Below are 25533 nucleotides of genomic sequence, written 5' to 3' on the forward strand. Positions count from 1 at the left end.
ATCGCCTATTCACTTGGTAAGTCTGAAAGCTTCAGCGTTCACAACTCTGCGAAGGATCTGTCTATTTGAGTATGATTTTTGGCACCGCATGAACACGTTTGTCCTTTCAGTTTTGCTGATCCGGCACCCGTGTTTATCCGTCGGCTTTTCGCCGCTCCTCTTGGCATCATAGGGCGTGCGTAAGTGGGCGTTTGCAGCATATCTCGTGCCCGCAATGTCGATCTCGAACGAATTGTTGCGGTTAAAATCCTCCGTCACACGCTCGGGTGCGTCCACCTGACACAAGGTTGCCGTCGGGCCAAGCGTGTGACCAAAAGCGGCCGAGCGGACCTCTCCAATCTCGCGGCCGTTGCATAGAACAGCCTCGCCGCCCCAAAGCTGAGCTGCGTCATCGTCCAGCACCAGTTGCACGATGCGGGTTTTCAGGTGATCGGGATCGTCTTTCGCCGCCAGCAGCGCCGCCTGGCCCATGAAGCCGTCGGGCTTATCGAAATCCATCGCAAAACTCAGCCCAGCCTTAAGCGGCGTCAGTTCGCGGCTCCAGGCGCCGAGCCTTTTTCAAGGCGCAGCACAGTCAGGTCGGGCTCATACCCACCGCGTTCGTTCAACAACCCGGTATTGGCCGTCTGCCCCACCGACACGTCCACATTCGCCGCACAGATGCGGTTCAACTGCGCGCATGCATCACGGCCCTGCACCAGCAGCTTGGCGAATGAGCTTTGGTCGAAAACCGACACGCCCTCGCGCGTGTTCTTGTGTTCGGCAGCCACCGCATCGTGCCAGTTCCGGCGGCCAAAGCTGTACTGGATTTCGGGCTTTTCGCTTTCGGTGCAAAGTAATTCACCCGTTGGCGTTCGGCTCAAAGCCACCCATGACCGGACCACCAGTTTCTTCTTTGAAATAGATATAGCCGTCAGGGACATGCAGAACGGGCAGGGCGGGATGCACGCCCTCAATCTGCTCGGTCACGACGTAATACCGTCAGCCGAGTGTAGCTGCACATTGACACCGCACATCTTGCCCAATTGTCACGCCCACTGGCCACCGCAATTCACCACGATCTCGGCATTAATTGTGCCCTGATTGGTGATAACGCCCGTGACAGTTCCGTCCTTGGTCAGAATGTCGGTGACCTTGATCTCTTCCATCACCTTCGCGCTGCTCACACGCCCCCTCTCACACATGCTTTGCATGTGTTGCCGGGCAAGGGACGTTCAGACAGGCCGTGTCGATCCATAACACCCGACACAGCTCGATTTTTGACATCGGGCGCCAATAGTTTTTTGTCGCAAGAACCTTGAGTGCGGCGTTATTCAGCATGGCTTCCGCCAACATCCGTTTCAGACGGTTGTGCCCATTCGGCGCGGCGTTCGAACCATTGGCGCTTGTGCCTCATTCCTGCGCACGCAACGTCTTCGCATCCGACACGTTCATGCCGCTAAACTTCGCCTTGTATTGTTAGAACGTGGCATCACGGATCCCGTGTTTGCGGCACAGTGCCTGAGCCTTAAGCCTGTCCCTCCATGCCACATAATCGGAGACGGGCTGACCGCCGCTTGGAGCCCGGATAGAGGGCTGGCCGGCAGCGGATGTAATCTCATTGGCGTGACCATGACCACATCACCTGGTGAGCAGGATTACGATGTTACGCTGAAATCACGCAAAACCTGACCTGAGTTGTTAGACGTTCGCCGACCGTTCCTCATCGCCATTTGTCCATTTACAAGAACATGAGCGATACCAGATGCATACTTTCTTGGGTTCCTAGCCGTTGCGTTGCTGGCGATGTTGGTCTGGTCGAACACGCAAATGTCAGCCTTTTGTCCTTTGGCCAGATACCCGCGGTTTTTTAGGCCCAGCCGCTGGGCCGGTATCGAGGTCAGCTTGGCCACACCTTGTTCGAGCGTTAGCACGGCTTTGTCGCGCACATAGAATTGCAAGAACCGAGCTGCCCAACCATAGCCCGACAAAGAGCCGATGTGGTCTTTCAGAATGCCCTCATTTGCGATTGCGACCGTGTCAGAAATAACGGCACATTCCGGTTGGTCCAGACACAGTTCCACATCCGAGTTGCGGAAGGATTTGGAGGACCACATGCAGGCCATCAGGTTCTCACCTTCCTCCAGCAGGATATCCAGCACCGCGTCATAGGGATGGCAGTTGCGCATCCGTCCGATCTCGGCAAAGTCGGCACCGACGATGTCCTTGTTGACGGTGGCGTTCAGCAGGATGATGTCCGACCACTTCTCGGCCTTGACGATCAGCCACATCGGCTGCGGATTGGCTTTGATCTTCTCCCGACACTCTGGGTCGGCCAGCCGTTTCAGCACATCATCGACCGATCCGGCCTGCGCCCATTTCGGCAGGATCGCCGCCATCAGCGTGTGGTTCCAATCATGCGGGATGACGTCAAAGGCGATGTCTACGTCGTGGCGACGCGCCAGCTCGATCATCTCAAGCGTATGATCCATCGCATAATCCGGCGCGCCGAATTTGGGCTGGATATGACTGATCTGCAGCTTTGCGCCCGATTGGCGTGCGGTGGCGATGGCTTCGGCAAAGCCCAGATCGTAATGCGTGTCGCGGTTGCGCACATGGGTGGCATAGAGGCGTTTGTACTTGGCCGCAACCTCGCACATCGGCACCAGATGTTCGGGCGCTGCGAGGCTGCCGGGGAAGTATTCCAGACCCGAGGAAAAACCGCCTGCGCCTTCGTCCATGCACTGATCGACCAACCGGGCCATTTCGGCAACCTCTTCGGCTTCACCCGGATGCAGCTGGTCGCCCAGCACTGCGCGATGCACCGTGCCGTGGCCGACAAAGGCCATCACGTTCACGCCCAGATCCGTGGCGTCCAGCACGTCCAAATAGTCGCCGAAGCCCAGCCATGTGTCATGCTTTGCCTGATCAGTGTACCATGGTGCGACGCGGCTGATGTCGCCGGGCGAGTTGACCGGCGCGCAGCTGATACCGCATTGGCCGATCACCTCGGTTGTCACGCCCTGATGCACCTGGCTTTCCGCGCGCCCATCCGCGATCAGGGTGAAATCGGAATGGGTGTGCATGTCGATGAACCCCGGAGCCACCACCAGACCCGAGACGTCGATCTCTTGCGCAGCCTTTTGCGCCGGAAGCTCTCCGGCAGGAACCACGGCGGCGATTTGTTCACCTGTGACCGCCACGTCGCCCACATAGCCGTCCTGTCCCGTGCCATCGACGATGGTGCCGCCTTTCAAAACAAGATCGAACATGGGGCGCCTCCTATTTCGCTTCTCCGTACAGCCAGTCGGGCAGGAAGGTGGTGAGGTCGGGGAAGAATATCAGGATCACCATACCGATGACATAGGCCAGAATGAACGGTAGCACCGCGACGGATATGCGTTCTATCGAGATGCCGGATATCCGGGCCGCAACGGTGAGGTTTGCACCTAAGGGCGGCGTCAGGAACCCGATCTCGCAGGTGATGACGGTGAAGATGCCGAACATCACCGGATCAACGCCCAGAGAGCTGACCAGCGGCAGGAATACGGCGGTGAACAGGACGATTTGGGCCAGTGACTCCATGAATGTGCCGATGAAGATGTAGAACACGCCGATCAGCAACAGCACGAGGAATTTGTTCTCGGTGATCGAGGTTATGCCGTCTTGCACGGCCGTTGGCACGTCATAGAACGCGGTCAGTTGTCCGAAGGCCAGCGTGGGTGTCAGCAGGATCAGGATGCCAGTCAGCAGAGAGGTAAACCGCAGCGCCTCGATCAGCTTTTTGATCGTCAGTTCGCGGTAAATGAAGAAACCCACGAACAGCGAATAGAACACGGCCACACCTGCGGCCTCGGTCGGGGTGAAGGCCCCGCCGTAGATGCCGCCAAGGATCAGAACCGGCGCGCCGATGGACCATTTGCCGTCCCACGCCGCACGCAGGAAAGGACCCCATGAGAACCGCTCGCCGTCGCCTCCGTAGCCGCGCTGACGGGCGACGATGTAAGTGGTGATCATCAGCAGGATCGTGACCATCAGCCCGGGGATCAATCCAGCTAGAAACAGGCGCGGGATCGAGGTTTCGGACACCAGTCCGTAAATGATCAGCAGGTTCGAGGGCGGGATCAGGCTGCCCAATGCGCCCGCGCTGGCGGTGATGGCGGCGGCGAAGGGCACGTCATAGCCTTCGCGTTTCATGGCCGGAACCGTGACCGAGCCAATCGCCGCCGTGGTAGCAGGGCCCGAGCCCGAAAGCGCGGCAAACAACATGCAGGCGAACACCGTCACCAATCCCATTGACCCGCGATAGGCCCCCACAAGGTTGGTCGCGATTGAGATCATGCGGGTGGCCATGCCGCCCACCTCCATCAATCGCCCCGCCAGCACGAACAGCGGAATGGTCAGCAGGGGAAAGGGCGTCAGGCTGCCATAGCCGGTCTGCGCCATCAGCGTGTAGGGGATATCAATCAGATACAGCGCCAGTGCTGTGGTCAGACCGACCGACACAAACAGTGGCACGCCAATGACCGTCAGTAGGACAAAGGCGATGGCGAGAGCCATCAGAGCACTCATATCTGATGCTCCTGATCCTTGGTAGTCGCTTCCCATTCCTCGGCCAGCATACCCGGCAGGCCGTTTCGCCCGTCACGCCACCAGTTGACATAGGTTTGCGCCAGACGGATCAGCATCAGCGCGTAGCCGATTACCAGAATGGTTTGGGGGTAGAACTGGTTGATGCCCAGGCTGGGGCTGGTTTCGGGAAAGCGCCAGAAGACGGCCAGATAATCCCAGCTGATCCGCAGCATGAACAGGCAGAAGAAAGCCCAGAAAATGTCGGCGATGAAAATGACGATCTTGCCAAAGCCGGTGGGCAGGGCCTGTACCGCCACCATGATGCGGATGTGGAACCGCTCGCGCACACAGAGCGATGCGCCCATATAGACCGCCCAGACCATGCACATGGCCGCGGTTTCCTCGGTCCAGTGCAAGGCAACCTGAAACACATAGCGCGCCACCACCTGCGCAAAGACCGCCACGGCGATCACCGCCAGACAGGTGCAGCAGATCAGTTCCTCGAAATGCCGTTCGAGCCACTTGAGTGCAGCCATAATTGTCCCTCGTCCGCTTACCGGGCCGAAAAAGGGCGCCTTGTGGCGCCCGGTTTGGTTTATTGGGCGGCCGCCTGAATGGCGTTCACCAAAGCGATGAAGTCTTCGCCGCGTTTTTCCGCGAACTCCTGCTGCACGCCTTGGGCGGCGGCAATAAAGTCAGTGCGGTCCGGATCGGTGCGCGCCATGCCGCCTTCTTCGACCAGCCATGCGCGAACCTCTTCGGTCTCACTCGCGACCTGAGCAGCAAATTCGGCACCTGCCGCTTCGGCGGCAGCCAGAATCTGAGCGCGCTGTTCGTCATTCAACTTCTTCATGAAATTGTCTGACGCAAAAAGCGGTGCGAAGGCCACAAAATGTTCGAGGATGACCAGATGCGGCTCGAACTCAAAGAATTTCATGTCGCGAATGAAAGAGGTGCCATTGTCGCCGCCATCGACTGTACCGGTTTGCAGCGCGGTTGGGGTTTCCGACCACGCCAGCGGCACGGGGTTTGCACCAAAAGCTTCGAACGTGGCGATCATCACCTCATTCTTGGGCACGCGGATTTTCAAACCTTCCATGTCGGCCATTGTGTTCACCGGGCGCACCGAATTGTAGAAATCGCGATACAGCGCCGGACCAAAGGCCAGCAGATGCACGCTGGTGTCGGCCTGCAACTGGTCTTTCATCTGCTGACCCACATCGCCGTTCAACACCCGGTCCAGATGTTCGGCATTCTGGAAGATATAGGGCAGCACCGTCACATCCATCAGTGGCCAATGAGGTGACACATTGTTGGCCGTGATAAAGAACCCATCGACCGTGCCCAACTGCATGGCCTTGAACGCCTCATCCTCGCTGGAAATCTGGTTGCAGCAGCGCAGCTTGACCTCAATCGCGCCGTCCGTGTGCTCGGCCACTTTTTCCTGAAAAATCTTGCCAAACCGACCGTACAGAGACTCTTCGGGTGCGCCAAAGCCCACATTCATCGTAATATCGGCGGCCAGTGCGGTTGTCGCGCTTATCGCGAATGCCAGCACTGACGCTGTCGCGGTTTTCAAATTCCAAATTTTCATGAAGTCCTCCTTGTTGGTGCGTTCTTGTTGTCTGATCGTGCCGTGCGCTGCCCCGGTTTTATCGTGTTTCCGCAAGCCTAGTACGGGTCGGTTGAATTCTGCAAATCCCAGCGCACCGAATCCGGACAAGCACAAGGTTTTCAGGCCCTGCAGTCCCGTGAGTGGGTCAGGCAGACGCTAACCAAACCTTATTGATGCAGAAAACAATTGTTTTCTTAGGGTATTCTAACATTTTTTGGGTTATTGCGCCGCAGGCATCGCGGGTGAGGTCAACAAATGGTCAAACCCACCCCGATCCGAGATTTCCTTGCAGGTTTCCAGTACTTTGCGCACAAGGGCCGACCGTTTGCCTGCGCCCGTATATGCGACCCCATAAAACGGGGCGTCCTGTTCCCCTGAAATCGGCCTTGCGACATATCCGTTCTGCCCCTTGCGATCCAGCGGACCGCAGATGTTGAGAATGGCATAGCCGAGATCTGCAGCAACCATTCCGCGCAGCACCGATGAACTTTTGGTGGTGTGGGCGACGCGGGGCCGCAGCCCCTCTGCGGTAAAAAGTGCCTCGAAATAGTCCGGAGCGCCGGGCAGGTCCAAAAGGATCATAGGTAAATCGGCCAGATCGGACAGCGTGACCTGCGCCTTTTGGGCAAGATGCGAAACATCCGGGATCATCGCTATGGGTGCAGCCTTGAACATCGGCAAAAAGGGTTGGGCCTTGGGCGCTGCACGGCGATATGTCAGGGCCAGATCGACAACGCCGCTATTGAGCATCTCGGCAATGCTGAGCATATCGCCCTCTTTGATCTCGACGCGGATATTCGGGAAGTCGTGCGAGATGCGTTTCAGGATCGGTGGCAATACGTAAGGTGCCGTGGGGGCATAACAACCCAGCCGCAAAGTTCCTGCCGGATCGCCCGTTAGGGTCAAAAGATCGGATTCGAAGATGCGCGCTTGTTCCAGAAACACCCGGATGCGCGCGCCGATTTCGATGCCCTTATCGGTCGGGACGATACCCTTGGCGGGCATACGCCGCAGCAGTTCGGTCTGGGTGGTGCTTTCGATCATATCAATGGCGGCGGTGATCGAAGACTGCGAAATATTCATCTCGACCGATGCACGGGCGATTGATCCGGTACGCAAAGCCGCGTCGAAATACTGAAGCTGTTTGAGGGTAAAGCGCACGGCCTATCCTGTATTTTTTGTATGATACTCTGATACTAATTCTATTTTTCCAAGCCACCAAGCTTGGATAGCTGTTTGGAAACGGCAGGAGAGGCATATGGGCGAAACGCTTCTTTTTCATGCGAAATCGGTCGTGACGATGGACCGCAACCTTCCCCATGCGACCCATGTCGCGGTACGGGACGGGCGCGTTTTGGCTGTTGGAGGCTCCGATTGCGCGGAACCGTGGGGCGGGGCTGACGCTCATATCGATCTGTCCGACGCTGTAGTGATGCCCGGATTTGTTGAAGGCCATGCGCATATGATGGCCGGTGCGATGTGGGACTATGCTTATTGCGGTTACCAAGACAGGATCGACCCGCAAGGGCACCTGCACCGGGGCATGACCGGCATTGAGCAGGTGATCGAACGTCTGAGGGCAATCGAAGCAACTCTGGCACCGGATCAGCCCTTGGTGGGGTGGGGCTTTGATCCGATCTTTCTGACGACTGAGCGCTTGAGCCGGCATCATCTGGATCAAGTCAGCACAGACCGGCCCATTGCGATCCTGTTCTCGAATTTTCATCTGCTCTGTGCGAACAGCGCGGCTTTGGCCTTGGCCGGATACAGCGCGGAGACAAATGTTGAGGGCGTGATCAAGGGCGCGGACGGCCAGCCAACCGGCGAGCTGCAGGAGATGGCCGCCATGTTCCCGATCATGCGGCGCACGGGCATCGATTTTCGAGCGCTGACGCAAACGGATGCAGCCATTCGATCCTATGGAGAGGTGTGCAAACGCGCGGGTGTAACCACTGTTACGGATCTATTTGCCACCCTCACGGAAGACGACGTCACCCGCCTGATTGCCGCGACCAATAGCGCCTCGTTTCCTGCCCGTCTGGTCCCTGCGTTGGGTGCAATGGGGGGCGCTCCGGTTGATATCGCGGATCAGGCGATTGCGATGCGCAAACGCTCGACTGACAAGTTGCGGTTGGGTGCGGTCAAGCTGATGACCGATGGTTCGATACAAGGCTGGACAGCGCGCGTGCGCGCGCCCGGTTACATCGGAGGTCAGCCAAACGGATTGTGGAACACCGCCCCCGACCAGATCTTCCAGCTTTGCGAAGAGATGCAAAAGCGCGGGTTGCAAATGCATATCCATGTGAACGGGGACGAGGCCGCGGAGGTGACGCTTGACGCCTTGGAAGCCGCCGCGCGCAAATACCCATGGCCCGGCGCGCGTCATGTGTTGCAACACTGTCAGATGATGGATGAGGCCATGTTTCGCCGTGCTGCCGAACTGGGTGTCGCGTGCAACATCTTCGCCAACCATATCTGGTATTTCGGCGATCAGCATGCCGCGTTGACCATTGGTCCGGATCGGGCCCGCGCGATGGACGCCGTGCGGGACTGTCTGGATGCAGGGGTTGTCACCGCAATTCACTCTGACGCGCCGGTCACGCCGATGGGTCCTCTGTTCGCCGCATGGTGCGCTGTCAACCGTCAGACCATGAGCGGAGAAACTTTGGGTCCGACACAGCGCATCACCGTTGAAGAAGCGCTTTATGCAATCACGCTAGGGGCCGCGCAAACCTTGAAAATGGATAACGAGATCGGCTCGATTCAAACGGGAAAACGCGCAGATTTTGCGATCCTGAAGGATGATCCTTTGGCTGTACATCCGAGCGAGTTGAAAGATATCCAGGTTCTGGGCACTGTTCTGGGCGGCGAGGTTCATCGCCTATGAACCGTTTGCCTCTGACAGTGATCGGCGGATATCTCGGCGCTGGGAAAACGACCCTGATAAACCGGATTCTGGGATCGAACCATGGGTTGCGTATTCTGGTTTTGGTCAACGACTTTGGCGCCATCAACATTGACGCCAAATTGCTGGTCTCGGCCACGGAAGACACGTTGGAGCTGTCCAATGGTTGCGTGTGCTGCACCATGGGCGCGGACCTGTTCCTTGCCGTCGGCGATGTTTTGGATCGGTGCCCCCGACCAGACCACATGATTATCGAAGCCAGCGGCATTGCTGATCCTGCCCGTATCGCAAACGTCGCTCATGCTGAGCCCGATCTGATACATGCTGGAATCGTCACGGTTGTGGATGGCCTTCAATTCAAAGCTCTGAGACGCGATCCGCTGATCGCGGCTCAGTACAAACATCAGATCGCCTGCGCTCAGATGATTGCCGTCAGCAAATCGCCGTTAAGCGCTGACCTTCGCACCGAAATGTCGGTTTTGAAACCTGATGCGCAAGTTATGGCAAGCGACCAAATTGGGATCGAGCAGCTTCTGCTGACAGGACAAGACCTTGCAGACGAAACCGAAATCACGCATCCGGCCTATGTAAAATGGTCATTCAGTGGGCCTAAGTCCTTTGAGCAAGCGGAACTGTTGCACGTACTGAACTGTCGACCGGAGGCGCTTTATCGTTTGAAAGGCCACGTTCGCGGCAAGCATGGTGCCGGGTTCCTGATTCAAATCGTCGGGTCAGAACTGGCGGTTAGTGAGATTTCCCAACCGGTGCAAACCGAACTCATCGGATTAGGTCTCGCGGCACGTTTGACGCCCGGAATTTGCGATTCCTGGTGGGCCGGGGTGACAGAGCGGGCGGGATAGTCGATCGCTCGTCACATACGATGTTGACAAGATTTGCTCTAGGGTCGCTTCCAAGAACGGGCTGTTTTTCTGTGTGAAGTGTCCGTGGATAAAAGAGTTCATCAATTTTGCAGGGTAAGCGAAACTCAGACGCAAAAGATCAACCCTGCCAATCTTTTCCTCTCACCAGAGACAGAACCGATTGATTGCGCCGACCACTCGACACTCGGATCAATCGGATGGATCGGGAGTGGGGTCTTTTCGAAATCTTTTTGGGACAACTGGGGTGAGGTCAGGCCCGGGCCGTCGATTTCGACACCACGGTCCGGCGTGAAAAACTCGTCGAATCCAGCCCGGAAATGGCCGCGGGACCTGACGACGATGGTGTTGAAGTCAGCAATGTTGAGCCCAAGGCGTTCCACGAATGCCGGTTCACATAGCTGGCGGCGGATGCTTGCAACGATGATGAGTATACCTTTGCACCTCAGAAGGGCACATTGGCCAAGGTCCTGCTGTCCGCCGGCAAATAGCCCGCATCTGCAACTGACGGGGCCATCAGCCAGTTTCGCGACTTCCGCCTCTGCCTCGTGACGGCCAGACTGCGTGTCAATCTCGGACCGATTAAAGCTGGTTCGGAAAATTGCGCCTTCACCGAGCTCCGCAACTTCATCAGCGAGTGCCATTGTCGATGGCCCGATTTGTGATCCCGACGAAATCCGCAAACACGATTTTCCGGTGTGGTCCTTTGGCGTTTCACCCATCACCACACGCCGGACCGGACCCTCTGGCAGCCTTAACCTGCCAGTGAGCTACGGTGGTGTAGTGGTACATGCAGGCGATCTGATCATGGCGAACGATAGCGCAATAATCTGCGTACCCCGTGCCGAAACCGCAGACCTCGTCAAAGCGGCAACAGCGAAAGGAAACACAAGTACCCAACGTCGAGCGGACATAAAGGCCGGAGTCATGTTGGGCATTTTGTCCGGAGCTGATGATCTGTCGCGCAATACGCCGTGACCGCGGAGACCGCGCAATGACCGAGCTTGCGGCATCCACTAGTTTGAATGCATGCGCTGCCTTCGCGGCTGGTAAGCCCTTTCTGATCCCGGTCGGTCCGACCGAACCGCTCGGTTGTTTACACCTATGGGAGACTACCGACTGGAAGATGCGCTGGCAAAACATCTGGCTGAGCAAACAGGTTGCGTTAACGTGCCAGCGCTGCCCTTTGGTCATACTGCCTATTTTCAGAATACGACTGCGGGAATCGCCTTGTCCGCTCAGACATTAGCGGCGGTGTTTCAGAAATCGTGGATGGCCTCATTCGTTATGGCGTCAGAAGCATCTTCGAGCTGAACGGACATGGCGGCAACTCCGCTATCAACGCCAATTAGCTTCGGCTGGCGCGCTAAGCACGGCCTCTGGATCATTTTCCAACGCCCGATTTCGCTGACAATCCTGATCCTGACGGGGATCATGATCATCATGCGGGTCAGAAAAACCCGGACGAACAAGGCGCTTGCAGCCATTCAGGACGATTAATCCCAGATACATTTTCTGCCCTCTGATTTTGAGCGCGGGCAAAGGGCGGAGCTTTTTCAAAGCTTGGGGTTTTCTTATGCCTCCTCCTGCCGAAATTCCGGCTTTTGCCAATGAGATGACCAGCTGGCGTCGGCGTCTCCATGCCAACCCCGAACTTGCGTACAAGGAGTTCGAAACCACGGACTTCGTCGCCCGGCGCCTGACGGAATGGGGCAGCCCGTTCGAACGTCTGACCGAGACCGGCATTGTCGCAACTCTGCGCGCCGGCGATGGCAACCGCGCGGTAGCCTTGCGGGCCGACATGGACGCGCTGCCAAAGGAAGGCCAGGGAGAGACGCCATGGGCCTCGACGGTACCCGGCGTCATGCATGGCTGCGGCCATGACGGAGATACCGCTACGCCGCTGGGTGCGATGAAATACCTGTCGCAGACACGTCGGTTTTCGATCAAGGTAACGGGCAAGGGCGGGCACGCCGCGTCCGCGCCACGCCGTTGACCGCTGCTTGCGGGGACGCAGGTTGCCTTGTCGCTCCGGACGATCCTCTCACGTCGCATTGATCCGTTGGAAAGTGACGTGATTTCGGTCCCACAGTTTCACGCAAGCACACCGACTGATTTCGGTTTGCACGCCGTCATCACCGTTGTTGCGAGGACAATGTGATGATGAAACGTCCACCGGCGAAGGGTGGCGAGGATTTCGCTTTTCTGGCGCAAGCACGTCGGGGTTGCTTTACCTGTATCGGCACCAACAAACCTGGAGAGACGGTCGTGCCACTGCACAACCCACGCTTTGATTTCAACTATAGAGTCCTGCCGGTAGGCGCGGCCCACTTTGCCACTGTCGTGGAGGAAGTTCTGGCCCCCATTAACATGCCCAACTGAAACAAGAATAGTTCGGGACCGCTTCGCGTATCGGTGCGTCTTTTATCAATGGTCAGCGCGGTGCCTGTCGACCCAGTCTTAACACCGTCGAATTGAAGCTGGGTCTGCTGGACAAAGGATTTCGCCAACCCGAGAATCCCACGGAATTCTCTGTCCAAGAGCGCATACCTGAGTGCTGACTGTGTTGGAACCGCATTCCAACCCCGAGAGACCTTCAGTCCAAGTGCCGATGAAACGCAAAAATCAGATTTCGTGCTAAACACTTTGCGGAGTGGCGTCCGGAAGTAGAATGACCCTTTCACTTTCAGTGAACTCACCCAGCGACAGCACCCATGATGAACCGGGCCAAAACAGTTGCAGCTGCTTTTTGGCGGGCCGGTAGACGGCAGTGTAAAGCGTGCCGAAACCCGATTTGAACGCTGTGGAATAGAGCGGCGGGCGCAGGAAGGCGTCGATAAAGCGCTTTTCGCTTTCGGGGTGCTGGTTCAGGCGGTTCAGCAGGAACCGTTCGCGTTCAACGGTCGCGGTGAAACGTGCATGTTTGGACCATTCCACATGGCCCTGATGGTTCGTCGCCACCGGTACGTCCGAGATTTGCGGGTGGCGGTCGGGGGCAAGATATACCGTGCTGTGGTTATATTTGGCGTCCAGAACGGTGACATTGTAACTCATGTGGCAGGGGATGCGGCAGAGCGCATCGACGGCCTCTGCCGTGGTCTCGCAGGTCTGCAGCACATAGCGCAGGATCAAGGGCACGCCGAACCCGTCGCCCACCTCGCGCCGTCCACCGAAGGTCAGGGATACGGCCAGACCGGCATCGTTGATGCCGTCGAGCAGGCCCAGAATGCCGTCGCTCATTCCGATTACACCGCGCCCGTCCCAGCGGGTTTTCAGCATCGCCGCATCGAAGGTTTTCGGGTGATAGTCATAGTTGCGCACCAGAAACGGCGTCTTGCCGCGCCAGATCGCCTGACTGCAGCCCGACAGGTATTTCGGCGGGCAATAGAAGCTGAGAAACCGCGCCTGACTGTCGCTGCCGCCGACCAGTTCGACCACCTCGTCATACAGCGGCACGATCTCGGGCATGTGCCGTTCCAGCGCCCGCAGGCATTCGCGATAGGTGGGGCGGGCCGAATACCCCTCTTTCGCCCACCACTTACGGTAGGCGGGCCAGTATTCGGCAAACAGCCCGGCCAGCTTGGGGCCGGGCTGCTCCTCGTCAATTGAGCGAAAAACAAGCGCCATGGGGCTTTCTACATGATTTTGAACGCGGGGTCTTCCATCGGTTGCGCCGCGGGCAGCGGTTCGGCCGCGTAGGCAGAGGTGATACCGTGGATCCACTTTTTCGAGTTTTCGGTCAGCTTGAAGCCTTTGGTCATCGACCGGCCTCGGGTCACCAGAATACCCAGATCGGCCCCTTCATAGCGGTAATCACCGACATTCGAGATACGCAGGAAGAACGCCTCGTTCTCGCCCACCGCGCGGCGGTGATAATCGAACCGGTCGAACACGACGCGGCCATCTTCCAGCATCTTGTAGATGCCCGATTGCGGCGCCTGCGTGATGCGGTCGACGCTGTCATCGGTGTGCTTGATCACCATCTGCGACCAGCTGTCGATCATGTCCGGGTCGGCCCAGCGGGCATTGAGTTCCTCGACATCCAGTTGGAAGGGTTTCTTCGAGAACTCCAGCAGGTGGAACAGGAACAACGGTGCATCCGCGTGGGCAAAAGCGGCGTGGTTGGTCATCGAACTGGCCCCGGTGATGCGGGGGTTCAATTCGCCCAGCCAAAGCTCTCCGGTCTTCTTGTCGATCAGGAAATCGAGTTCGAAATAGCCGCGATAGCCGGATTTTCGGAGTTCCTCGCCGAACTGGAAGGTCAATTGCCGCGCCTGTTCGCGAGCCTTGGGCGGGAAGGCGGTCGAGAAGATTTCGTTCCCGCACCAGCCGCCGCGATAGGGCGTGAGTTCCTTAAAGCCGACAAGCTCGGTCATCAGCGGGCCCACGATCGTGCCTTCGGACGTGGCACAGGCCTCGATCGCCGCACCACGACAATCGATCCGCTTCATGATCTTGATCTCGCCTTCGCCGACGATCTCATCCTTGTGCTTGTTGAAATCAGCCTCGGACTTGATGAAGAACGTGGTGTGGCCGCTGTCGCCAAAGGCCGATTGCAGCACCAGATCGTGGCCCAGCCCGGCCTTGTCGCAGATTTTCTGCAAGTGATCATAGCTTTTGACGACGCTCAGGGCGTTGGGCACCGACGGCACGCCCGCCTTGTTGCCGATGCGCACGGTTTCGATCTTGTTGTCGCATTTGGTGCGCAGCTTGGCTTTGGGGAACCACAGCTGACCGCCCAATTCCTTGACCAGTTTCTCGGTCGTCTCATCGAACATCAGGAAGACAAACTTGGGCTTGCCGCCGCGCCGTTTAATTAGGTCGATGACCTCTTTGTGCTGCAGCAGATAATTGTTGATGTCCTCAATCGACTGGAATTCGTCGTGCGGCATCTCGGAAGGAACGAACACGTTGGGATGCCGCCCGTCAAAGCAATCCATGTAGCAGATATAGGTGAAATTCATCACCCATTCATCCAGCCCCAACAGGTTGAAATTGGTCGCCGATACAAAATAGATCGGGTCCTTGTTGGTGTGGAAATACCGGCGGATTTCCGAAATATTTTGCAGCACCTTCTTTGGCATGTGTTCCTCCCAGTCCCTTATGTTTTCTTGACTGATTTCAAAGCGTCTTCGGTAAAGATACGCAGGCCCAGATCGGCACGGAACCCGTGAATTTCCGACACGTCCAGTTCCTGCATGAATTTGAGAATCTCGGGGCTGATCACCTGCCCCGGCACCAGAATGGGAAAGCCCGGCGGATAGGGGATCACGAAGGTGGCCGAGACCATTTCCTCGCCCGCCTCCAGCCGGTCCAGCATATCCTTGTCGGGCTCGACATAGTCACAGTTGTCCTCGTCATAGGACAGAAAGAACGCAGTGCGGATGTCACCCGCCTCGGTGCCGTCAACACAGCGGAACGCATCGTGGAAGCGGCTGAAATCTGGTAGCGGCGGGACGTGTTCGCTCAGATTTTTGACGCGTTTCTCGAAGGCGCGCTTTTCCATCCTGGACGCGTCCTCCATCAGGTCGTCCAGTTCCTTGGCGATCTCGACCAGGACTTCGATGAGATAGGCGACCGAGCTGCGCGTGGTGCCGATATTGGTCATGAACAGCACGGTATTGCGCGAGGTCTTGTTGATCTGGATGCCGTATTTATCCATCAGGATCTTGGTCTTGAACGTATCGCCGTCCCAGCCCGTCGCGCCCACATGCAGGGTGATGCGGGTGGCATCCAGAACAAATTCATCCTTGGCCCAGCAATCCCAAACATCGGCCCAGCCCTGATCGGGGTCAAAATAGCTGGTCATGCCGCTTTCGCGATATTCCTCGGGGATCATGTCGCCCGCCGTGACCAGCTTGAAGTATTTCTTCAGCAATGGATGCGTTGTCACCGCCCGGCGGATTGCCATCGCACTTTCGACCTGCCGCTGAACGAACTCATACCCTTCGATCTCGACCTGTCGGCGGCCCACATCCAGCGAGGCGATGATCTGATAGTTCGGCGAGGTCGAGGTATGGGTCATGTAGGCCTCGTGAAAGGCCTCTTCGACCGCGCCTTTGAACTGCTGGTCGTTGACGTGGATCATCGAGCCCTGCCGCAGCGCGGTCAGCGTTTTATGGGTCGATTGCGTGGCATAGACCCGAACCCGCGCATCCGGTGGGGCAATCAGGCGGGTGTTCAGCAGGGTCTCGTCATCCGCGCCCTCCAGTTCCTTCTGCTGGTTGGCATAGGCCAGGGCATGGGTGTCGGTGCGAAGCTCATCGCGCAGGATGTTGGCCGAGCGCATCGCGGTGCGCACGCGGGTATTGGGTGCGAAACGGGCATAGCCGAACCATGCCTCATCCCACAGGAATACCAGGTCTTTCTTGATCGCCAGACATTCCTGCATCACCCGTTGCACGTTGTAGACGATGCCGTCAAAGGTACAGTTGGTCAGCAGCACCATGCGCACCCGGTCCAGCTTGCCTTCGGCCTTCAGGGCCAGCAGCTTGTGCTTGATCTCGCGGATCGGCACCGCGCCGTACATCGAGTAATCATGCAGCGGATAGCTGTCCATATAGACCACGCTCGCCCCGGCCAGCACCATGCCGTAATGGTGCGACTTATGGCAGTCACGGTCGACCAGCACGATGTCACCGGGGCGTACCAGCGCCTGCACCACGATCTTGTTGCAGGTCGAGGTGCCGTTGGTGGCAAAGAATGTCTGCCGCGAACCGAAGGCGCGTGCGGCGGCCTCTTGCGCCTCTTTGATCGGGCCGCGCGGCTCCAACAGTGAATCCAGCCCGCCAGACGTGGCCGAAGTTTCGGCCATGAAGATGTTCGAGCCGTAGAACGCCCCCATGTCCTGAATCCAGTGACTGCGGCTGATGGACTTGCCGCGGCTGATCGGCATCGCATGGAACACGCCGGTGGGTTGTTTGGAATATTCTTTCAGCGCCGTGAAGAACGGCGTCTTATACCGCCGCTGCACCCCGCGCAGGATGTTCAGGTGCAGTTCCAGAAAGTCTTCCTGATTGTAGAACACCCGCCGGCACAGACCCAGATCAAGGCCCGCGATATCCTCGGCAGATCGGTCGGTGATCAGATAGGCATCCAGTTCCGGGCGCAGCTTGCCGATGCGGCGGCAGGTTTCCGGCCCGTATTCCGAGGGCGACAGCGCATCCAGATCGGCCCCTTCGCCATAAAGGCTGATATAGCGCCCCAACACGTTGGTTTCATTCTTGGATTTCAGACTGAGGCCCGGGCGAACAATGACGGCCTGAACGTTCTGGTTGAACAGAACCCCGATCAGCGCGTCTTCGACGCTGGGCACCACGACCGTCTCATAGATGAACGGGTCTTCGCTGCGGCGCATCCGTTGCAGGCTGGATTGCAGGAACCGTTCCTGATGCTCGTTGACATTGTCGACGATCATCACCTCGAAATACGGTCGCCCCAGCGCGCGGGCTTCATGGCTTTGCGCCGCCTCATCCTCGAATTCATCGCCTTCGGTTTCATCCGCGATCAAAGGGATCGAGCGGCGGCGATAGGCCCCCGAGGTCAGTGCCCGCGAGACCCGCCGCACAGCGGTCGAGAAATCAGCGAAGTTACCATGATCCAGCAAACGGCGCAGATAGTCGAAAGCCGATCCGCCGGGAAAGGCAAAATACATCTCGATCGGCGCAAGCGCCTGCAGCAAATTCCGGGCGCGGTCGCGGTCTTTATCGCGACCGCCCTGATCCAGCGACTCGGCCGTTTCTCGCAGCGCGCTCCATCGGTCTGCCCTCAGTTGTGAGGCGCTGTAGTAATCCGAGATGGAATGGAGCTTTTCGCCATCGGAAATGCCGTGCATGAAGATTTTCCTTTCTGCCGATACCAAAAAGCTGCACCGGTATCAGTCTGTGCCTGAACGCCCTTTGTAGAGATACAGATTGTCGGGCTTTGACGCGGCGGCTTCGGTGTATCCCAGCGCCGTTCTGGGGTCGGACGCGGCGACGCCCGCAATGTCGCCTTTTTGCGGAATGCGCAGCGGGCCCAGCGTACGCAAATAAGCATCCGCCCCACTGGTCCGGTCGTAAACCGGGAAATCCGCCTCGCGGTCGCGGAAGCTTTTGAGGACCTGACCCAGACCTTTCATCCCGACTTCACGCTGGCGGCGGACCTGATCAAGGTCAATCTCGATGGGGAAGATATCCTCTTGCCCGGCCGACTGGTGCAGCACGGTGGCCGACGGATCGACCACCACCGAACGGCCCACGCCACCGGCAGCCAGCCCGTTTACGTCGAATACGTAACACTGGAACTGCGCGGCGGTGGCCTTGGCAATCGACAACTCGGCCTCGCGGTCGGTCGTGCCGGTCAGAACCGGGTGCAGCAGAACCTCGACCCCTTGGCTGGTCAGGTGGCGTGTGGTTTCGGGGAACCAGATGTCATAGCAGATCGACAGACCGAACCGACCCACATCCGGCACGTCAAAGATGCAGAATTCCGTTCCGGACGCGATGCTCTGCTCATACGGCTTGAACGGGAACATCTTCGAGTATTTCGAGACGATCTCACCATCGGGATTGATCACCACCGAGGTGTTGAAAATCCGCCCGTCTTCGTGCTTTTCGAACATCGAGCCGGGGATCAGCCAGATACCATAGCGCCGCGCGGCATCCTGAAAGCGCGACAGGTCGTCGTTGGGGAAGGGCTGGGCAAACCGGTCGAGCGGGCCGTAAGGGGCCAGTTCGCTGAACAGCGCCATCTGGGTCCAGGGGAACCGCGCCATCATAACATCGATCCGATGCAGCATCGCCTCAACATTCGACTGCAGCGCGCCGACATGCATCTGGATTCCGGTTATCGCAAAGGGGGTCATTTTTCGTTTCTTCTCTTTTTTCTTGCCGATTGCGACTGCCGTGGTGGTCCGGCGTTCTTCATCGGAACATAAAACCGCGTATTAGTGCAAGCCCGCTGTCAGCGGGCAGTTGATTTATCCGGCCTCGTCCTCGGCAAGCTCTTCGCCGGGCGTTTCGACAAAGTCGATATCGTTACGCACCCAGAAGAATCGGAAGCCGCAACTGCGCAGCCATTTCTCCAATCGGTCCAGGCTGGACCATTCCCGCCGCAGCCCACGCGTGGATTCCACCAGCGCCCATTGGCCATCGACCAGAAAATAGACTGTCCAGGTGTTGGGGTGCGCCGACTGGTTGGCAAAACCACCGCTGACCACCTCGCGCGCGGTGCGCACGGCGACCGGGTAGTCACCAATCCGGTTTTCGGCGGCGAGGATGGCCAGATCGTTCTGGCGGATCGTGAAAGTGGGAAGGGGTGCATCGTTCATGATTAGCCTGTTAAAGAACACACCCACTCCGGTACCTCACGATCCGTCCGTTGTCCAACCTCGTCCGGCCTCAAGCAGCCTCGGTTTCTTCGACGGGCTCTGCGGTTTCGACGACGGCTTCGGCATCCTGATCCTGAATCGCGCGGAACAGCGCTTTGCGGCGCTCGCTGATGTCTTCGGATTTCAGGTTCTCGGTGCGCGTCGCCAGCGTCCAGATGTGGCCGAACGGATCGGCCACGGTCGCGCAACGTTCACCCCAGTAGGTGTCGTTTGCGTCAGCAATCAGGGTTGCGCCATTTTCCAGAGCGGTCGCCAGCGCTGTATCCGCATCTTCAACATACATGTGATGGCCAACGGGGATGACGGTGCCGGGAACGGTGGGGACATGCGCGCCCCAGCCGGCGGTGACGAACAGCATCGAGTTGCCGATCTTGATGGCGGCAAACCCGGGGGCTTCTTCCGCGTCATAGTCCTGAATCTTGGCGTCAAAGGCGCTTTCATAGAATTTCAGCGCCGCAGGTACGTCGGCAACGGCAAGCGATGCTGTGCAGGTGCGATAGCCGCGGGGCAGGGTGGCAGGCTTCTTTTTCATTACTCAAATCTCCGAATTGGGCGGGGGGCACCCGTTGGAACATGCGGGGAATCTCCCGCACTATGCATCATACTGTGGATCAACTCGGCGGATATTGCAACACTATGATGCATAGTGCTGAGATTTCTGTGCTGAAGGTCAGAAAGTCGGGGGTGTACAGGCGCTGACGATCCGGCATTTTTCCGGGCCCACCTGCCGGAAGCGGTGCGGTGTGCGGCTGTCAAAGTAATAGGCATCCCCCGGCCCCAGCACCTTGCGCTGATCGCCCACCGTGACCTCGACGCGGCCCGAAATCACGATACCGCCCTCTTCGGCCTCGTGCCCATACATGACTCGGCCCGTATCCGCGCCCAGATCATAAGTCTCCTGCAGAATCATCATCGAACGACCGTAGAGATTCGAGCCCACCTGCCGAAGCGACAGACCGCCCTTGCCGATCTCGGTCAGCTCTTCGGCGGCGTAGAACACGGTCTGTTCGCTTTCGATTTCGAAGGAAAAGAAATCGGACATACTGATCGGAATGCCCTGCAAAATCCTCCGCAACGCCCCGACCGAGGGGTTCATCTTGCCCGACTCGATCAGCGAGATGGTCGAGTTCGGCACATCCGACTTCTTCGCCAGCGCCCGCTGCGACAGGCCCGCGCGCTCACGCAGGGTGCGCAGGCGCAATCCAAGGGTCAGATCATCCTGATTGGCGTTCTTCATGTTCACTATCCGCATCACTTGAGGGGTGCCGGGACCGTAAATCAAGGGGTTACGATTCACAAGAAACAGGCTTTCGCCTGAGACTGTGCGCATTACATTCGCGCGGTCAGATTTGCGGGCGCGCACGCCCGATAACCCGAAAGGACGCAAGATGCTGAATGCTCAGATTGCTGAACGCCGCAACACCTCGATCGCGCAGGGCGTGGGAATGCAGACGCAGGTCTATGTGGACCGCGCCGCAAACTCCGAGGTGTGGGATGTCGAAGGCAAGCGCTATATCGATTTCGCCGCAGGCATCGCCGTTGTGAACACCGGGCATTGCCACCCCAAGGTGATGGAGGCAGTGCAGACACAGGCCGCGAACTTTACCCATACCTGCCATCAGGTTCTGCCCTATGAAAACTACATCCGTCTGGCCGAGCGTCTGAACGAGAAGGTCCCGGGTGATTTCACCAAGAAGACCGTCTTTGTGACCACCGGTGCCGAAGCGGTGGAAAATGCCGTCAAGATTGCCCGCGCCGCTACGGGCCGCCCCGCCGTGATCGCCTTTGGCGGTGGTTTCCATGGCCGGACGTTTATGGGCATGTCGCTGACTGGCAAGGTGCAGCCCTATAAAGCCGGCTTCGGCGCGATGATGCCCGACACCTACCACGTGCCCTTCCCGGTTGAGCTGCACGGCACCTCGACCGAAGATTCGCTGGGCGCGCTGACCAAGCTGTTCAAGGCCGATCTGGACCCGGGCCGCGTTGCCGCAATCATCATCGAGCCGGTTCAGGGTGAAGGTGGCTTCTACCCTGCGCCAGCCGAACTGATGCGCGGCCTGCGCGCGCTGTGCGACGAACACGGCATCGTGCTGATCGCCGACGAAGTGCAGACGGGCTTTGCCCGCACCGGCAATCTGTTTGCTATGGACGCCTATGACGTCGCCGCCGACATCACCACCATGGCCAAAGGTCTGGCAGGCGGTCTACCGCTGGCCGCCGTCACCGGTCGCGCCGATTTGATGGACGCCGCCCAACCCGGCGGTCTGGGCGGCACCTATGGCGGCAACCCTCTGGGCATCGCCGCGGCCCATGCGGTGATGGATGTGATCGAAGAAGAAGACCTGTGCGCCCGCGCCAATGAAATGGGCTCGCGCCTGAAACAGCGTCTGGAATCGATCCGCGCCCACACGCCCGAGATTGTCGACATTCGTGGCCCCGGCTTCATGATCGCGGCTGAGTTCAACACCGCCGACGGCAGCGCTCCGAACCCCGAGATGGCCAACGCCGTGCGTGCCGAGGCGCTCAAGCGCGGATTGATCCTGCTGACGTGTGGCGTATATGGGAACGTAATCCGTTTCCTCGCGCCGCTGACGGTGCAGGACGAGATCTTCGCCGAGGCGATGGATATCCTCGAAGCCTCGATCGACGCTGTCAAAGGAGCCTGAACATGCTGGATACCAAAGTGACCAAGCTGGAGCTGAAAGATCCCAGCCTTCTGGAAACCCACGCCTATATCAATGGTGAGTGGGTCGAGGGCGAGGCGACGTTTCCCGTGTACAACCCCGCGACTGGCGATCTGATCGCCAACGTGACCGATGTCAGCATCGAGGGCACCGCGCAGACCATCGACGCGGCTTACGCGGCCAAGAAAGAATGGGCCGCGCAAACCGGTAAGGAGCGCGCCGCAATCCTGCGCAAATGGTTCGATCTGATGGTGGAAAACGCCGATGATCTGGCCACCATCCTGACCGCCGAAATGGGCAAGCCCTGGGCCGAAGCGCGCGGCGAAATCCTCTATGGTGCGTCCTTCATCGAATGGTTCTCGGAAGAGGCCAAGCGTGTCTACGGCGACGTTATCCCCGGCCACCAGCGGGACAAGCGCATCGTGGTGCTGAAACAGCCCGTTGGCGTGGTGGGCTCGATCACCCCGTGGAATTTCCCCAACGCCATGATCGCCCGTAAGGTTGGCCCTGCACTGGCCGTGGGCTGTACCTTTGTGGCCCGTCCCGCAACGTTGACACCTCTGTCGGCACTGGCCATGGCCGTACTGGGCGAACGCGCTGGCATCCCGGCGGGCGTGTTCAACGTCATCCCCGGCACCGACAGCTCGGGCGTGGGCAATGAGCTCTGCACCAATGACAAGGTCGCCAAGATCACCTTTACCGGCTCGACCCGCGTGGGTCAGATCCTGATGCGTCAGGCCGCAGGCACGATCAAGAAGATGTCGCTGGAGTTGGGTGGCAACGCGCCCTTCATCGTCTTCGACGACGCCGATGTGGATGCCGCCGTGGACGGCGCAATGATCGCCAAGTTCCGCAACAACGGCCAGACCTGCGTCTGCGCCAATCGCATCTATGTGCAGGCGGGCGTCTACGACGAATTCGCAGCCAAGCTGGCCGAGAAGACCAAGGCCCTAAACGTGGGCAACGGTTTCGGCGATGGTGTCACCACCGGCCCGTTGATCAACGACGCAGCTGTTGCCAAGGTCGAGGAACACATCTCGGACGCGGTCTCCAAAGGCGCGACTGTGACTTTGGGCGGCAAACGCTCGGGCCTCGGCGGTACGTTCTTTGAACCCACCGTTCTGACCGGCGTCACATCTGAAATGGTCGTGGCCAAGGACGAAACCTTCGGACCTGTTGCGCCCCTGTTCAAGTTCGAGGATGAGGATGACGTGATCGCCATGGCCAATGACAGCGAGTTCGGTCTGGCCTCATACTTCTACAGCCGCGATCTGGCGCGCGTCTGGCGCGTGGCCGAAGGGTTGGAATCGGGCATGGTGGGTATCAACACCGGGCTCATTTCGACCGAGGTTGCACCCTTTGGCGGTGTCAAACAGTCTGGCCTGGGTCGCGAAGGGTCGAAATACGGCACCGAGGACTTCCTTGAGATCAAGTATCTCTGCATGGGCGAGATTTCCTGACCCTAGGGCTCATTTAGCATTGTTGAACAAGTTGAGGTTCGCCAAAACGGCAAGGGGGCGTCAACAACAGTTCAGCAATGCAGCCATCCAGACTTGCCTGACGTGAAGGTGCCAGCCGAATTGCAATTGCGGCATACGACCGGTTTAGTATGTCGCCTTTTGCGTTTGGCCGGTCTGGATGATTTGGGACATACTTGTCCGCGGCGTGCTGTGCGGGTCTACCGGATAATCCGGATACCAAAAAGCTCAGCCGCGAATATTGGGCGACCCGCGACGGCAAGCGCAATGCACCTGCCCGAACCACTTGGAATAAATTGATCATTCACTATTAAGGCACTGCGGCCTATCGAGGGTGTCCGTCGTCACAGTTTTCCGGAATCCTGAGGTAATTTCATAGCGAAGGCTCTGGTTCAATTTCTGTTTGAGTTTAGGCGACAACGATAAGTGTCGCTTCCGTCGCAAGCGCCGCGCGTGATGCACTGCAGGACACTTTGTCAAAAGCCAATGAGCGCGTCGCCATTCTTTCGATTCTATGCAAGCTGGCCGTCGATCTTGAGTGGATAGATCGGAACCTCGTTGTCGATCTCGCTAATCTCAAAGGCAGCGAATACGAAGCGTGGCCGGACAGGGCGTTAGAGGCATATGAGGCCTATCGCGCGAAGCACGACGCGACAACGGCCCGTACTGCGTGTGAGCTCGGGGTAGGGACCGGTCAACGCATTGGTGATTGCTCCAAAGTGATTTGGAATGACTTCGACGGCGAGTTCATGCGCGTTGTGCAGGACAAGGCCGGCCAGAAGATCTGGATCTACTGCCCGAAGCGATTGCAGTCATATCTCGCGCTTCTTCCCTAGAATGGCAAACATATCCTGTCTAAGAAACTGACGCAGCCGATCGGCAAGCGGGGCGTTCAAGAAACCGTCGAGGAGGTTCGCAATGCCATTGGCGTCATGCACGGAGACAATCGCCGTGTTCCACACGGATGGCGCTAGACAGCAGCCCGGTTGTTGGCTGAAGCAGGCTGCACGGACACCGAAATTCAGGCCGTCACCGGCCGCAAGACGTTGGCGATGGTTCAAAAGTACCAAGCGCAGGCTAACCAAAAGGCAAATTCAAGGTGCGCACAACGGTGGAGGGACCGTTGAAACGAAACAGAACGTGAAAGTGTGAAGCTCTCAAGATCAACCAAAGAGGTGGATCGAGCAAGATGCAAGATATGTTCATGAAAACAGAATGGTGCGGGTGGAGGGACTTGAACCCCCACGCCTTGCGGCGCCAGAACCTAAATCTGGTGCGTCTACCAATTTCGCCACACCCGCATCCCGATGCCAAAACATCGCAATGAGGCGGTGCATAGCAAAGCTTGTGAGGGAGTGCGAGAGGAAAAGTCTTGCGCCATGCGAGATTGTCAAAAGCTTTCTTGGCGCCGAGAGATTGTTGGCTGGAAATCTATGGTGATACAACCTTGGGCAGAGTAGAGGACCACATTTGCGCCACATTTCAAACGCCAAAAAATCTTATTCGCGTCAAAATAACACCGTGGTGATCGTAGTTGATGGGACGCAGGAGTTAATGAGTCTTTTTGCCTGACGGCATCTTACGAGTTTCTGCTCAACTCCAGAAATAAGGGTCCCATATCGTGACCAGACAGATTCATACCGCTGCTGCCGAGCAAGACGCTGTTTCGCTTGCCCGGGAAAGCTTCATCGGCGAGCTGAAGTCGCTGAACCGGCAATATCCCGGCACGGGATTTGGCATCGCTCTTAAAACCCATTCGGGTGAGCGTTATTTGATGGCAAATGCAAGGATGCCGTTGCCCGCGCATAAATCCGAAGACTTTCCGACGGGTCGTCGCGTTGCCTGTCTTGAGAACGGCGATCAGTTCCGCTCGATCGAGGTGTTGGCCGATGCTCATGCTTTCGATTCGATCTCACCACGTGCCGAGGCCGAAATTCTCGGAGACGCGCTGGATTTGATTGCGCGGATCGACACGATGGCTGGTCTGTCTAACGGCGGAATGCCGGATCTTTCTCGGACCCATATCGCCGCAACAGGTACCGGAGGGTAATA

General features: G+C 58.1%; 27 protein-coding genes and 1 tRNA gene. 10 read left to right on the forward strand and 18 right to left on the reverse strand.

The window, feature by feature from the left end; all coding sequences use genetic code 11:
• Window positions 1-9: 9 nt before the first annotated feature.
• The 9 genes from ACR0K4_RS12470 to ACR0K4_RS12510 all read right to left on the reverse strand — a co-directional run bounded on the left by ACR0K4_RS12470 (window position 10) and on the right by ACR0K4_RS12510 (window position 7327).
• Window positions 10-471, reverse strand: coding sequence for a glycine cleavage T C-terminal barrel domain-containing protein (locus ACR0K4_RS12470; RefSeq protein ID WP_480854226.1), 462 nt, complete (start codon window positions 469-471; stop codon window positions 10-12).
• 56 nt (window positions 472-527) lie between these two features.
• Window positions 528-863, reverse strand: a complete 336-nt coding sequence (locus tag ACR0K4_RS12475) for a hypothetical protein (RefSeq protein ID WP_480518700.1) — start codon at window positions 861-863, stop codon at window positions 528-530.
• Complete coding sequence (locus tag ACR0K4_RS12480) at window positions 841-969, reverse strand: hypothetical protein (RefSeq protein WP_480518702.1); 129 nt, start codon at window positions 967-969, stop codon at window positions 841-843. The genes ACR0K4_RS12475 and ACR0K4_RS12480 overlap by 23 nt, the downstream gene beginning before the upstream one ends.
• Window positions 970-1028: 59 nt before the next feature.
• A complete protein-coding gene (locus ACR0K4_RS12485; protein WP_480518704.1) occupies window positions 1029-1166 on the reverse strand; it encodes a hypothetical protein in 138 nt (45 codons plus the stop codon).
• A 471-nt stretch (window positions 1167-1637) separates the two neighbouring features.
• Window positions 1638-3251: an N-acyl-D-amino-acid deacylase family protein gene (locus ACR0K4_RS12490; protein ID WP_480854227.1), complete on the reverse strand. Its 1614-nt coding sequence runs from the start codon at window positions 3249-3251 to the stop codon at window positions 1638-1640.
• Between the two features lie 10 nt (window positions 3252-3261).
• Entirely contained in the window at window positions 3262-4551 is a 1290-nt protein-coding gene (locus ACR0K4_RS12495; RefSeq protein WP_480854228.1) for a TRAP transporter large permease, read from the reverse strand.
• A complete protein-coding gene (locus ACR0K4_RS12500; RefSeq protein WP_480518710.1) occupies window positions 4548-5087 on the reverse strand; it encodes a TRAP transporter small permease in 540 nt (179 codons plus the stop codon). The genes ACR0K4_RS12495 and ACR0K4_RS12500 overlap by 4 nt, the downstream gene beginning before the upstream one ends.
• A gap of 59 nt (window positions 5088-5146) precedes the next feature.
• Window positions 5147-6145: a TRAP transporter substrate-binding protein gene (locus ACR0K4_RS12505; RefSeq protein WP_480854229.1), complete on the reverse strand. Its 999-nt coding sequence runs from the start codon at window positions 6143-6145 to the stop codon at window positions 5147-5149.
• A gap of 240 nt (window positions 6146-6385) precedes the next feature.
• Entirely contained in the window at window positions 6386-7327 is a 942-nt protein-coding gene (locus ACR0K4_RS12510; RefSeq protein WP_480854231.1) for a LysR substrate-binding domain-containing protein, read from the reverse strand.
• 97 nt (window positions 7328-7424) lie between these two features.
• On the opposite strand from ACR0K4_RS12510, the gene ACR0K4_RS12515 reads away from it, so the two are divergent.
• Window positions 7425-9053 carry an amidohydrolase gene (locus ACR0K4_RS12515; RefSeq protein ID WP_480854232.1) on the forward strand — a complete coding sequence of 543 codons (1629 nt, stop codon included), beginning with the start codon at window positions 7425-7427 and terminating at the stop codon, window positions 9051-9053.
• The gene (locus tag ACR0K4_RS12520) at window positions 9050-9931 is read left to right on the forward strand and encodes a CobW family GTP-binding protein (protein WP_480854233.1); all 882 of its coding nucleotides are present in this window, start codon (window positions 9050-9052) and stop codon (window positions 9929-9931) included. Before ACR0K4_RS12515 ends, ACR0K4_RS12520 begins: the two co-directional genes overlap by 4 nt.
• 125 nt (window positions 9932-10056) lie before the next feature.
• On the opposite strand, the gene ACR0K4_RS12525 is transcribed toward ACR0K4_RS12520, so the two are convergent.
• A complete protein-coding gene (locus ACR0K4_RS12525; RefSeq protein WP_480854234.1) occupies window positions 10057-10593 on the reverse strand; it encodes an MlrC C-terminal domain-containing protein in 537 nt (178 codons plus the stop codon).
• On the opposite strand from ACR0K4_RS12525, the gene ACR0K4_RS12530 reads away from it, so the two are divergent.
• From ACR0K4_RS12530 to ACR0K4_RS12545, 4 genes are all read left to right on the forward strand, one after another.
• Window positions 10514-10927 carry an RraA family protein gene (locus ACR0K4_RS12530; RefSeq protein WP_480854235.1) on the forward strand — a complete coding sequence of 138 codons (414 nt, stop codon included), beginning with the start codon at window positions 10514-10516 and terminating at the stop codon, window positions 10925-10927. The genes ACR0K4_RS12525 and ACR0K4_RS12530 overlap by 80 nt on opposite strands.
• 342 nt (window positions 10928-11269) lie before the next feature.
• Window positions 11270-11449, forward strand: coding sequence for a hypothetical protein (locus tag ACR0K4_RS12535; RefSeq protein ID WP_480854236.1), 180 nt, complete (start codon window positions 11270-11272; stop codon window positions 11447-11449).
• A gap of 76 nt (window positions 11450-11525) precedes the next feature.
• Window positions 11526-11945 carry a M20/M25/M40 family metallo-hydrolase gene (locus ACR0K4_RS12540; protein WP_480854237.1) on the forward strand — a complete coding sequence of 140 codons (420 nt, stop codon included), beginning with the start codon at window positions 11526-11528 and terminating at the stop codon, window positions 11943-11945.
• 164 nt (window positions 11946-12109) lie between these two features.
• A complete protein-coding gene (locus ACR0K4_RS12545; RefSeq protein WP_480518723.1) occupies window positions 12110-12331 on the forward strand; it encodes a hypothetical protein in 222 nt (73 codons plus the stop codon).
• 255 nt (window positions 12332-12586) lie between these two features.
• Here ACR0K4_RS12545 and ACR0K4_RS12550 read toward each other — a convergent pair whose 3' ends face one another.
• The 7 genes from ACR0K4_RS12550 to ACR0K4_RS12580 all read right to left on the reverse strand — a co-directional run bounded on the left by ACR0K4_RS12550 (window position 12587) and on the right by ACR0K4_RS12580 (window position 20556).
• On the reverse strand, window positions 12587-13576 hold the full coding sequence (locus tag ACR0K4_RS12550; RefSeq protein WP_480854238.1) for a C45 family autoproteolytic acyltransferase/hydolase: 990 nt from the start codon (window positions 13574-13576) through the stop codon (window positions 12587-12589).
• A gap of 8 nt (window positions 13577-13584) precedes the next feature.
• Complete coding sequence (locus tag ACR0K4_RS12555; protein ID WP_480854239.1) at window positions 13585-15033, reverse strand: biotin carboxylase; 1449 nt, start codon at window positions 15031-15033, stop codon at window positions 13585-13587.
• A 17-nt stretch (window positions 15034-15050) separates the two neighbouring features.
• A complete protein-coding gene (locus ACR0K4_RS12560) occupies window positions 15051-17783 on the reverse strand; it encodes an aminotransferase class I/II-fold pyridoxal phosphate-dependent enzyme (protein WP_480854240.1) in 2733 nt (910 codons plus the stop codon).
• Window positions 17784-17825: 42 nt separating this feature from the next.
• Window positions 17826-18794, reverse strand: a complete 969-nt coding sequence (locus ACR0K4_RS12565; protein WP_480518730.1) for a carbon-nitrogen hydrolase family protein — start codon at window positions 18792-18794, stop codon at window positions 17826-17828.
• A gap of 114 nt (window positions 18795-18908) precedes the next feature.
• Window positions 18909-19259 (reverse strand): hypothetical protein, encoded by a 351-nt coding sequence (locus ACR0K4_RS12570; RefSeq protein ID WP_480518732.1) that lies wholly within the window; start codon window positions 19257-19259, stop codon window positions 18909-18911.
• A gap of 70 nt (window positions 19260-19329) precedes the next feature.
• Complete coding sequence (locus ACR0K4_RS12575; RefSeq protein WP_480854241.1) at window positions 19330-19851, reverse strand: VOC family protein; 522 nt, start codon at window positions 19849-19851, stop codon at window positions 19330-19332.
• Between the two features lie 138 nt (window positions 19852-19989).
• The gene (locus tag ACR0K4_RS12580; RefSeq protein WP_480518736.1) at window positions 19990-20556 is read right to left on the reverse strand and encodes a cupin domain-containing protein; all 567 of its coding nucleotides are present in this window, start codon (window positions 20554-20556) and stop codon (window positions 19990-19992) included.
• Between the two features lie 151 nt (window positions 20557-20707).
• Here ACR0K4_RS12580 and ACR0K4_RS12585 point away from each other — a divergent pair, with 151 nt between their 5' ends.
• The 3 genes from ACR0K4_RS12585 to ACR0K4_RS12595 all read left to right on the forward strand — a co-directional run bounded on the left by ACR0K4_RS12585 (window position 20708) and on the right by ACR0K4_RS12595 (window position 24317).
• The gene (locus ACR0K4_RS12585; protein ID WP_480854243.1) at window positions 20708-21985 is read left to right on the forward strand and encodes a 4-aminobutyrate--2-oxoglutarate transaminase; all 1278 of its coding nucleotides are present in this window, start codon (window positions 20708-20710) and stop codon (window positions 21983-21985) included.
• A gap of 2 nt (window positions 21986-21987) precedes the next feature.
• On the forward strand, window positions 21988-23463 hold the full coding sequence (locus tag ACR0K4_RS12590) for an NAD-dependent succinate-semialdehyde dehydrogenase (protein ID WP_480854244.1): 1476 nt from the start codon (window positions 21988-21990) through the stop codon (window positions 23461-23463).
• Between the two features lie 491 nt (window positions 23464-23954).
• The gene (locus tag ACR0K4_RS12595; RefSeq protein WP_480854245.1) at window positions 23955-24317 is read left to right on the forward strand and encodes a hypothetical protein; all 363 of its coding nucleotides are present in this window, start codon (window positions 23955-23957) and stop codon (window positions 24315-24317) included.
• A 380-nt stretch (window positions 24318-24697) separates the two neighbouring features.
• On the opposite strand, the gene ACR0K4_RS12600 is transcribed toward ACR0K4_RS12595, so the two are convergent.
• A tRNA-Leu gene (locus ACR0K4_RS12600) sits at window positions 24698-24782 on the reverse strand.
• A 320-nt stretch (window positions 24783-25102) separates the two neighbouring features.
• Between ACR0K4_RS12600 and ACR0K4_RS12605 the strand changes: the two genes are divergently transcribed.
• Window positions 25103-25531 (forward strand): hypothetical protein, encoded by a 429-nt coding sequence (locus ACR0K4_RS12605; protein WP_480854247.1) that lies wholly within the window; start codon window positions 25103-25105, stop codon window positions 25529-25531.
• Window positions 25532-25533 lie beyond the last annotated feature (2 nt).

It is taken from the genome of Ruegeria sp. K11 (assembly GCF_056531905.1).

Bases quoted from the DNA above. Each gene is read 5' to 3' on its own strand.
- ACR0K4_RS12470 (WP_480854226.1), bottom strand. From the start codon at position 471: ATGGGCCAGGCGGCGCTGCTGGCGGCGAAAGACGATCCCGATCACCTG.
- ACR0K4_RS12490 (WP_480854227.1), bottom strand. From the start codon at position 3,251: ATGTTCGATCTTGTTTTGAAAGGCGGCACCATCGTCGATGGCACGGGA.
- ACR0K4_RS12520 (WP_480854233.1), top strand. From the start codon at position 9,050: ATGAACCGTTTGCCTCTGACAGTGATCGGCGGATATCTCGGCGCTGGG.
- ACR0K4_RS12515 (WP_480854232.1), top strand. From the start codon at position 7,425: ATGGGCGAAACGCTTCTTTTTCATGCGAAATCGGTCGTGACGATGGAC.
- ACR0K4_RS12575 (WP_480854241.1), bottom strand. From the start codon at position 19,851: ATGAAAAAGAAGCCTGCCACCCTGCCCCGCGGCTATCGCACCTGCACA.
- ACR0K4_RS12545 (WP_480518723.1), top strand. From the start codon at position 12,110: ATGATGAAACGTCCACCGGCGAAGGGTGGCGAGGATTTCGCTTTTCTG.
- ACR0K4_RS12495 (WP_480854228.1), bottom strand. From the start codon at position 4,551: ATGAGTGCTCTGATGGCTCTCGCCATCGCCTTTGTCCTACTGACGGTC.
- ACR0K4_RS12590 (WP_480854244.1), top strand. From the start codon at position 21,988: ATGCTGGATACCAAAGTGACCAAGCTGGAGCTGAAAGATCCCAGCCTT.
- ACR0K4_RS12550 (WP_480854238.1), bottom strand. From the start codon at position 13,576: ATGGCGCTTGTTTTTCGCTCAATTGACGAGGAGCAGCCCGGCCCCAAG.
- ACR0K4_RS12505 (WP_480854229.1), bottom strand. From the start codon at position 6,145: ATGAAAATTTGGAATTTGAAAACCGCGACAGCGTCAGTGCTGGCATTC.
- ACR0K4_RS12580 (WP_480518736.1), bottom strand. From the start codon at position 20,556: ATGAAGAACGCCAATCAGGATGATCTGACCCTTGGATTGCGCCTGCGC.
- ACR0K4_RS12570 (WP_480518732.1), bottom strand. From the start codon at position 19,259: ATGAACGATGCACCCCTTCCCACTTTCACGATCCGCCAGAACGATCTG.
- ACR0K4_RS12585 (WP_480854243.1), top strand. From the start codon at position 20,708: ATGCTGAATGCTCAGATTGCTGAACGCCGCAACACCTCGATCGCGCAG.
- ACR0K4_RS12560 (WP_480854240.1), bottom strand. From the start codon at position 17,783: ATGCACGGCATTTCCGATGGCGAAAAGCTCCATTCCATCTCGGATTAC.
- ACR0K4_RS12555 (WP_480854239.1), bottom strand. From the start codon at position 15,033: ATGCCAAAGAAGGTGCTGCAAAATATTTCGGAAATCCGCCGGTATTTC.
- ACR0K4_RS12525 (WP_480854234.1), bottom strand. From the start codon at position 10,593: ATGGCACTCGCTGATGAAGTTGCGGAGCTCGGTGAAGGCGCAATTTTC.
- ACR0K4_RS12565 (WP_480518730.1), bottom strand. From the start codon at position 18,794: ATGACCCCCTTTGCGATAACCGGAATCCAGATGCATGTCGGCGCGCTG.
- ACR0K4_RS12500 (WP_480518710.1), bottom strand. From the start codon at position 5,087: ATGGCTGCACTCAAGTGGCTCGAACGGCATTTCGAGGAACTGATCTGC.
- ACR0K4_RS12535 (WP_480854236.1), top strand. From the start codon at position 11,270: ATGGCGGCAACTCCGCTATCAACGCCAATTAGCTTCGGCTGGCGCGCT.
- ACR0K4_RS12540 (WP_480854237.1), top strand. From the start codon at position 11,526: ATGCCTCCTCCTGCCGAAATTCCGGCTTTTGCCAATGAGATGACCAGC.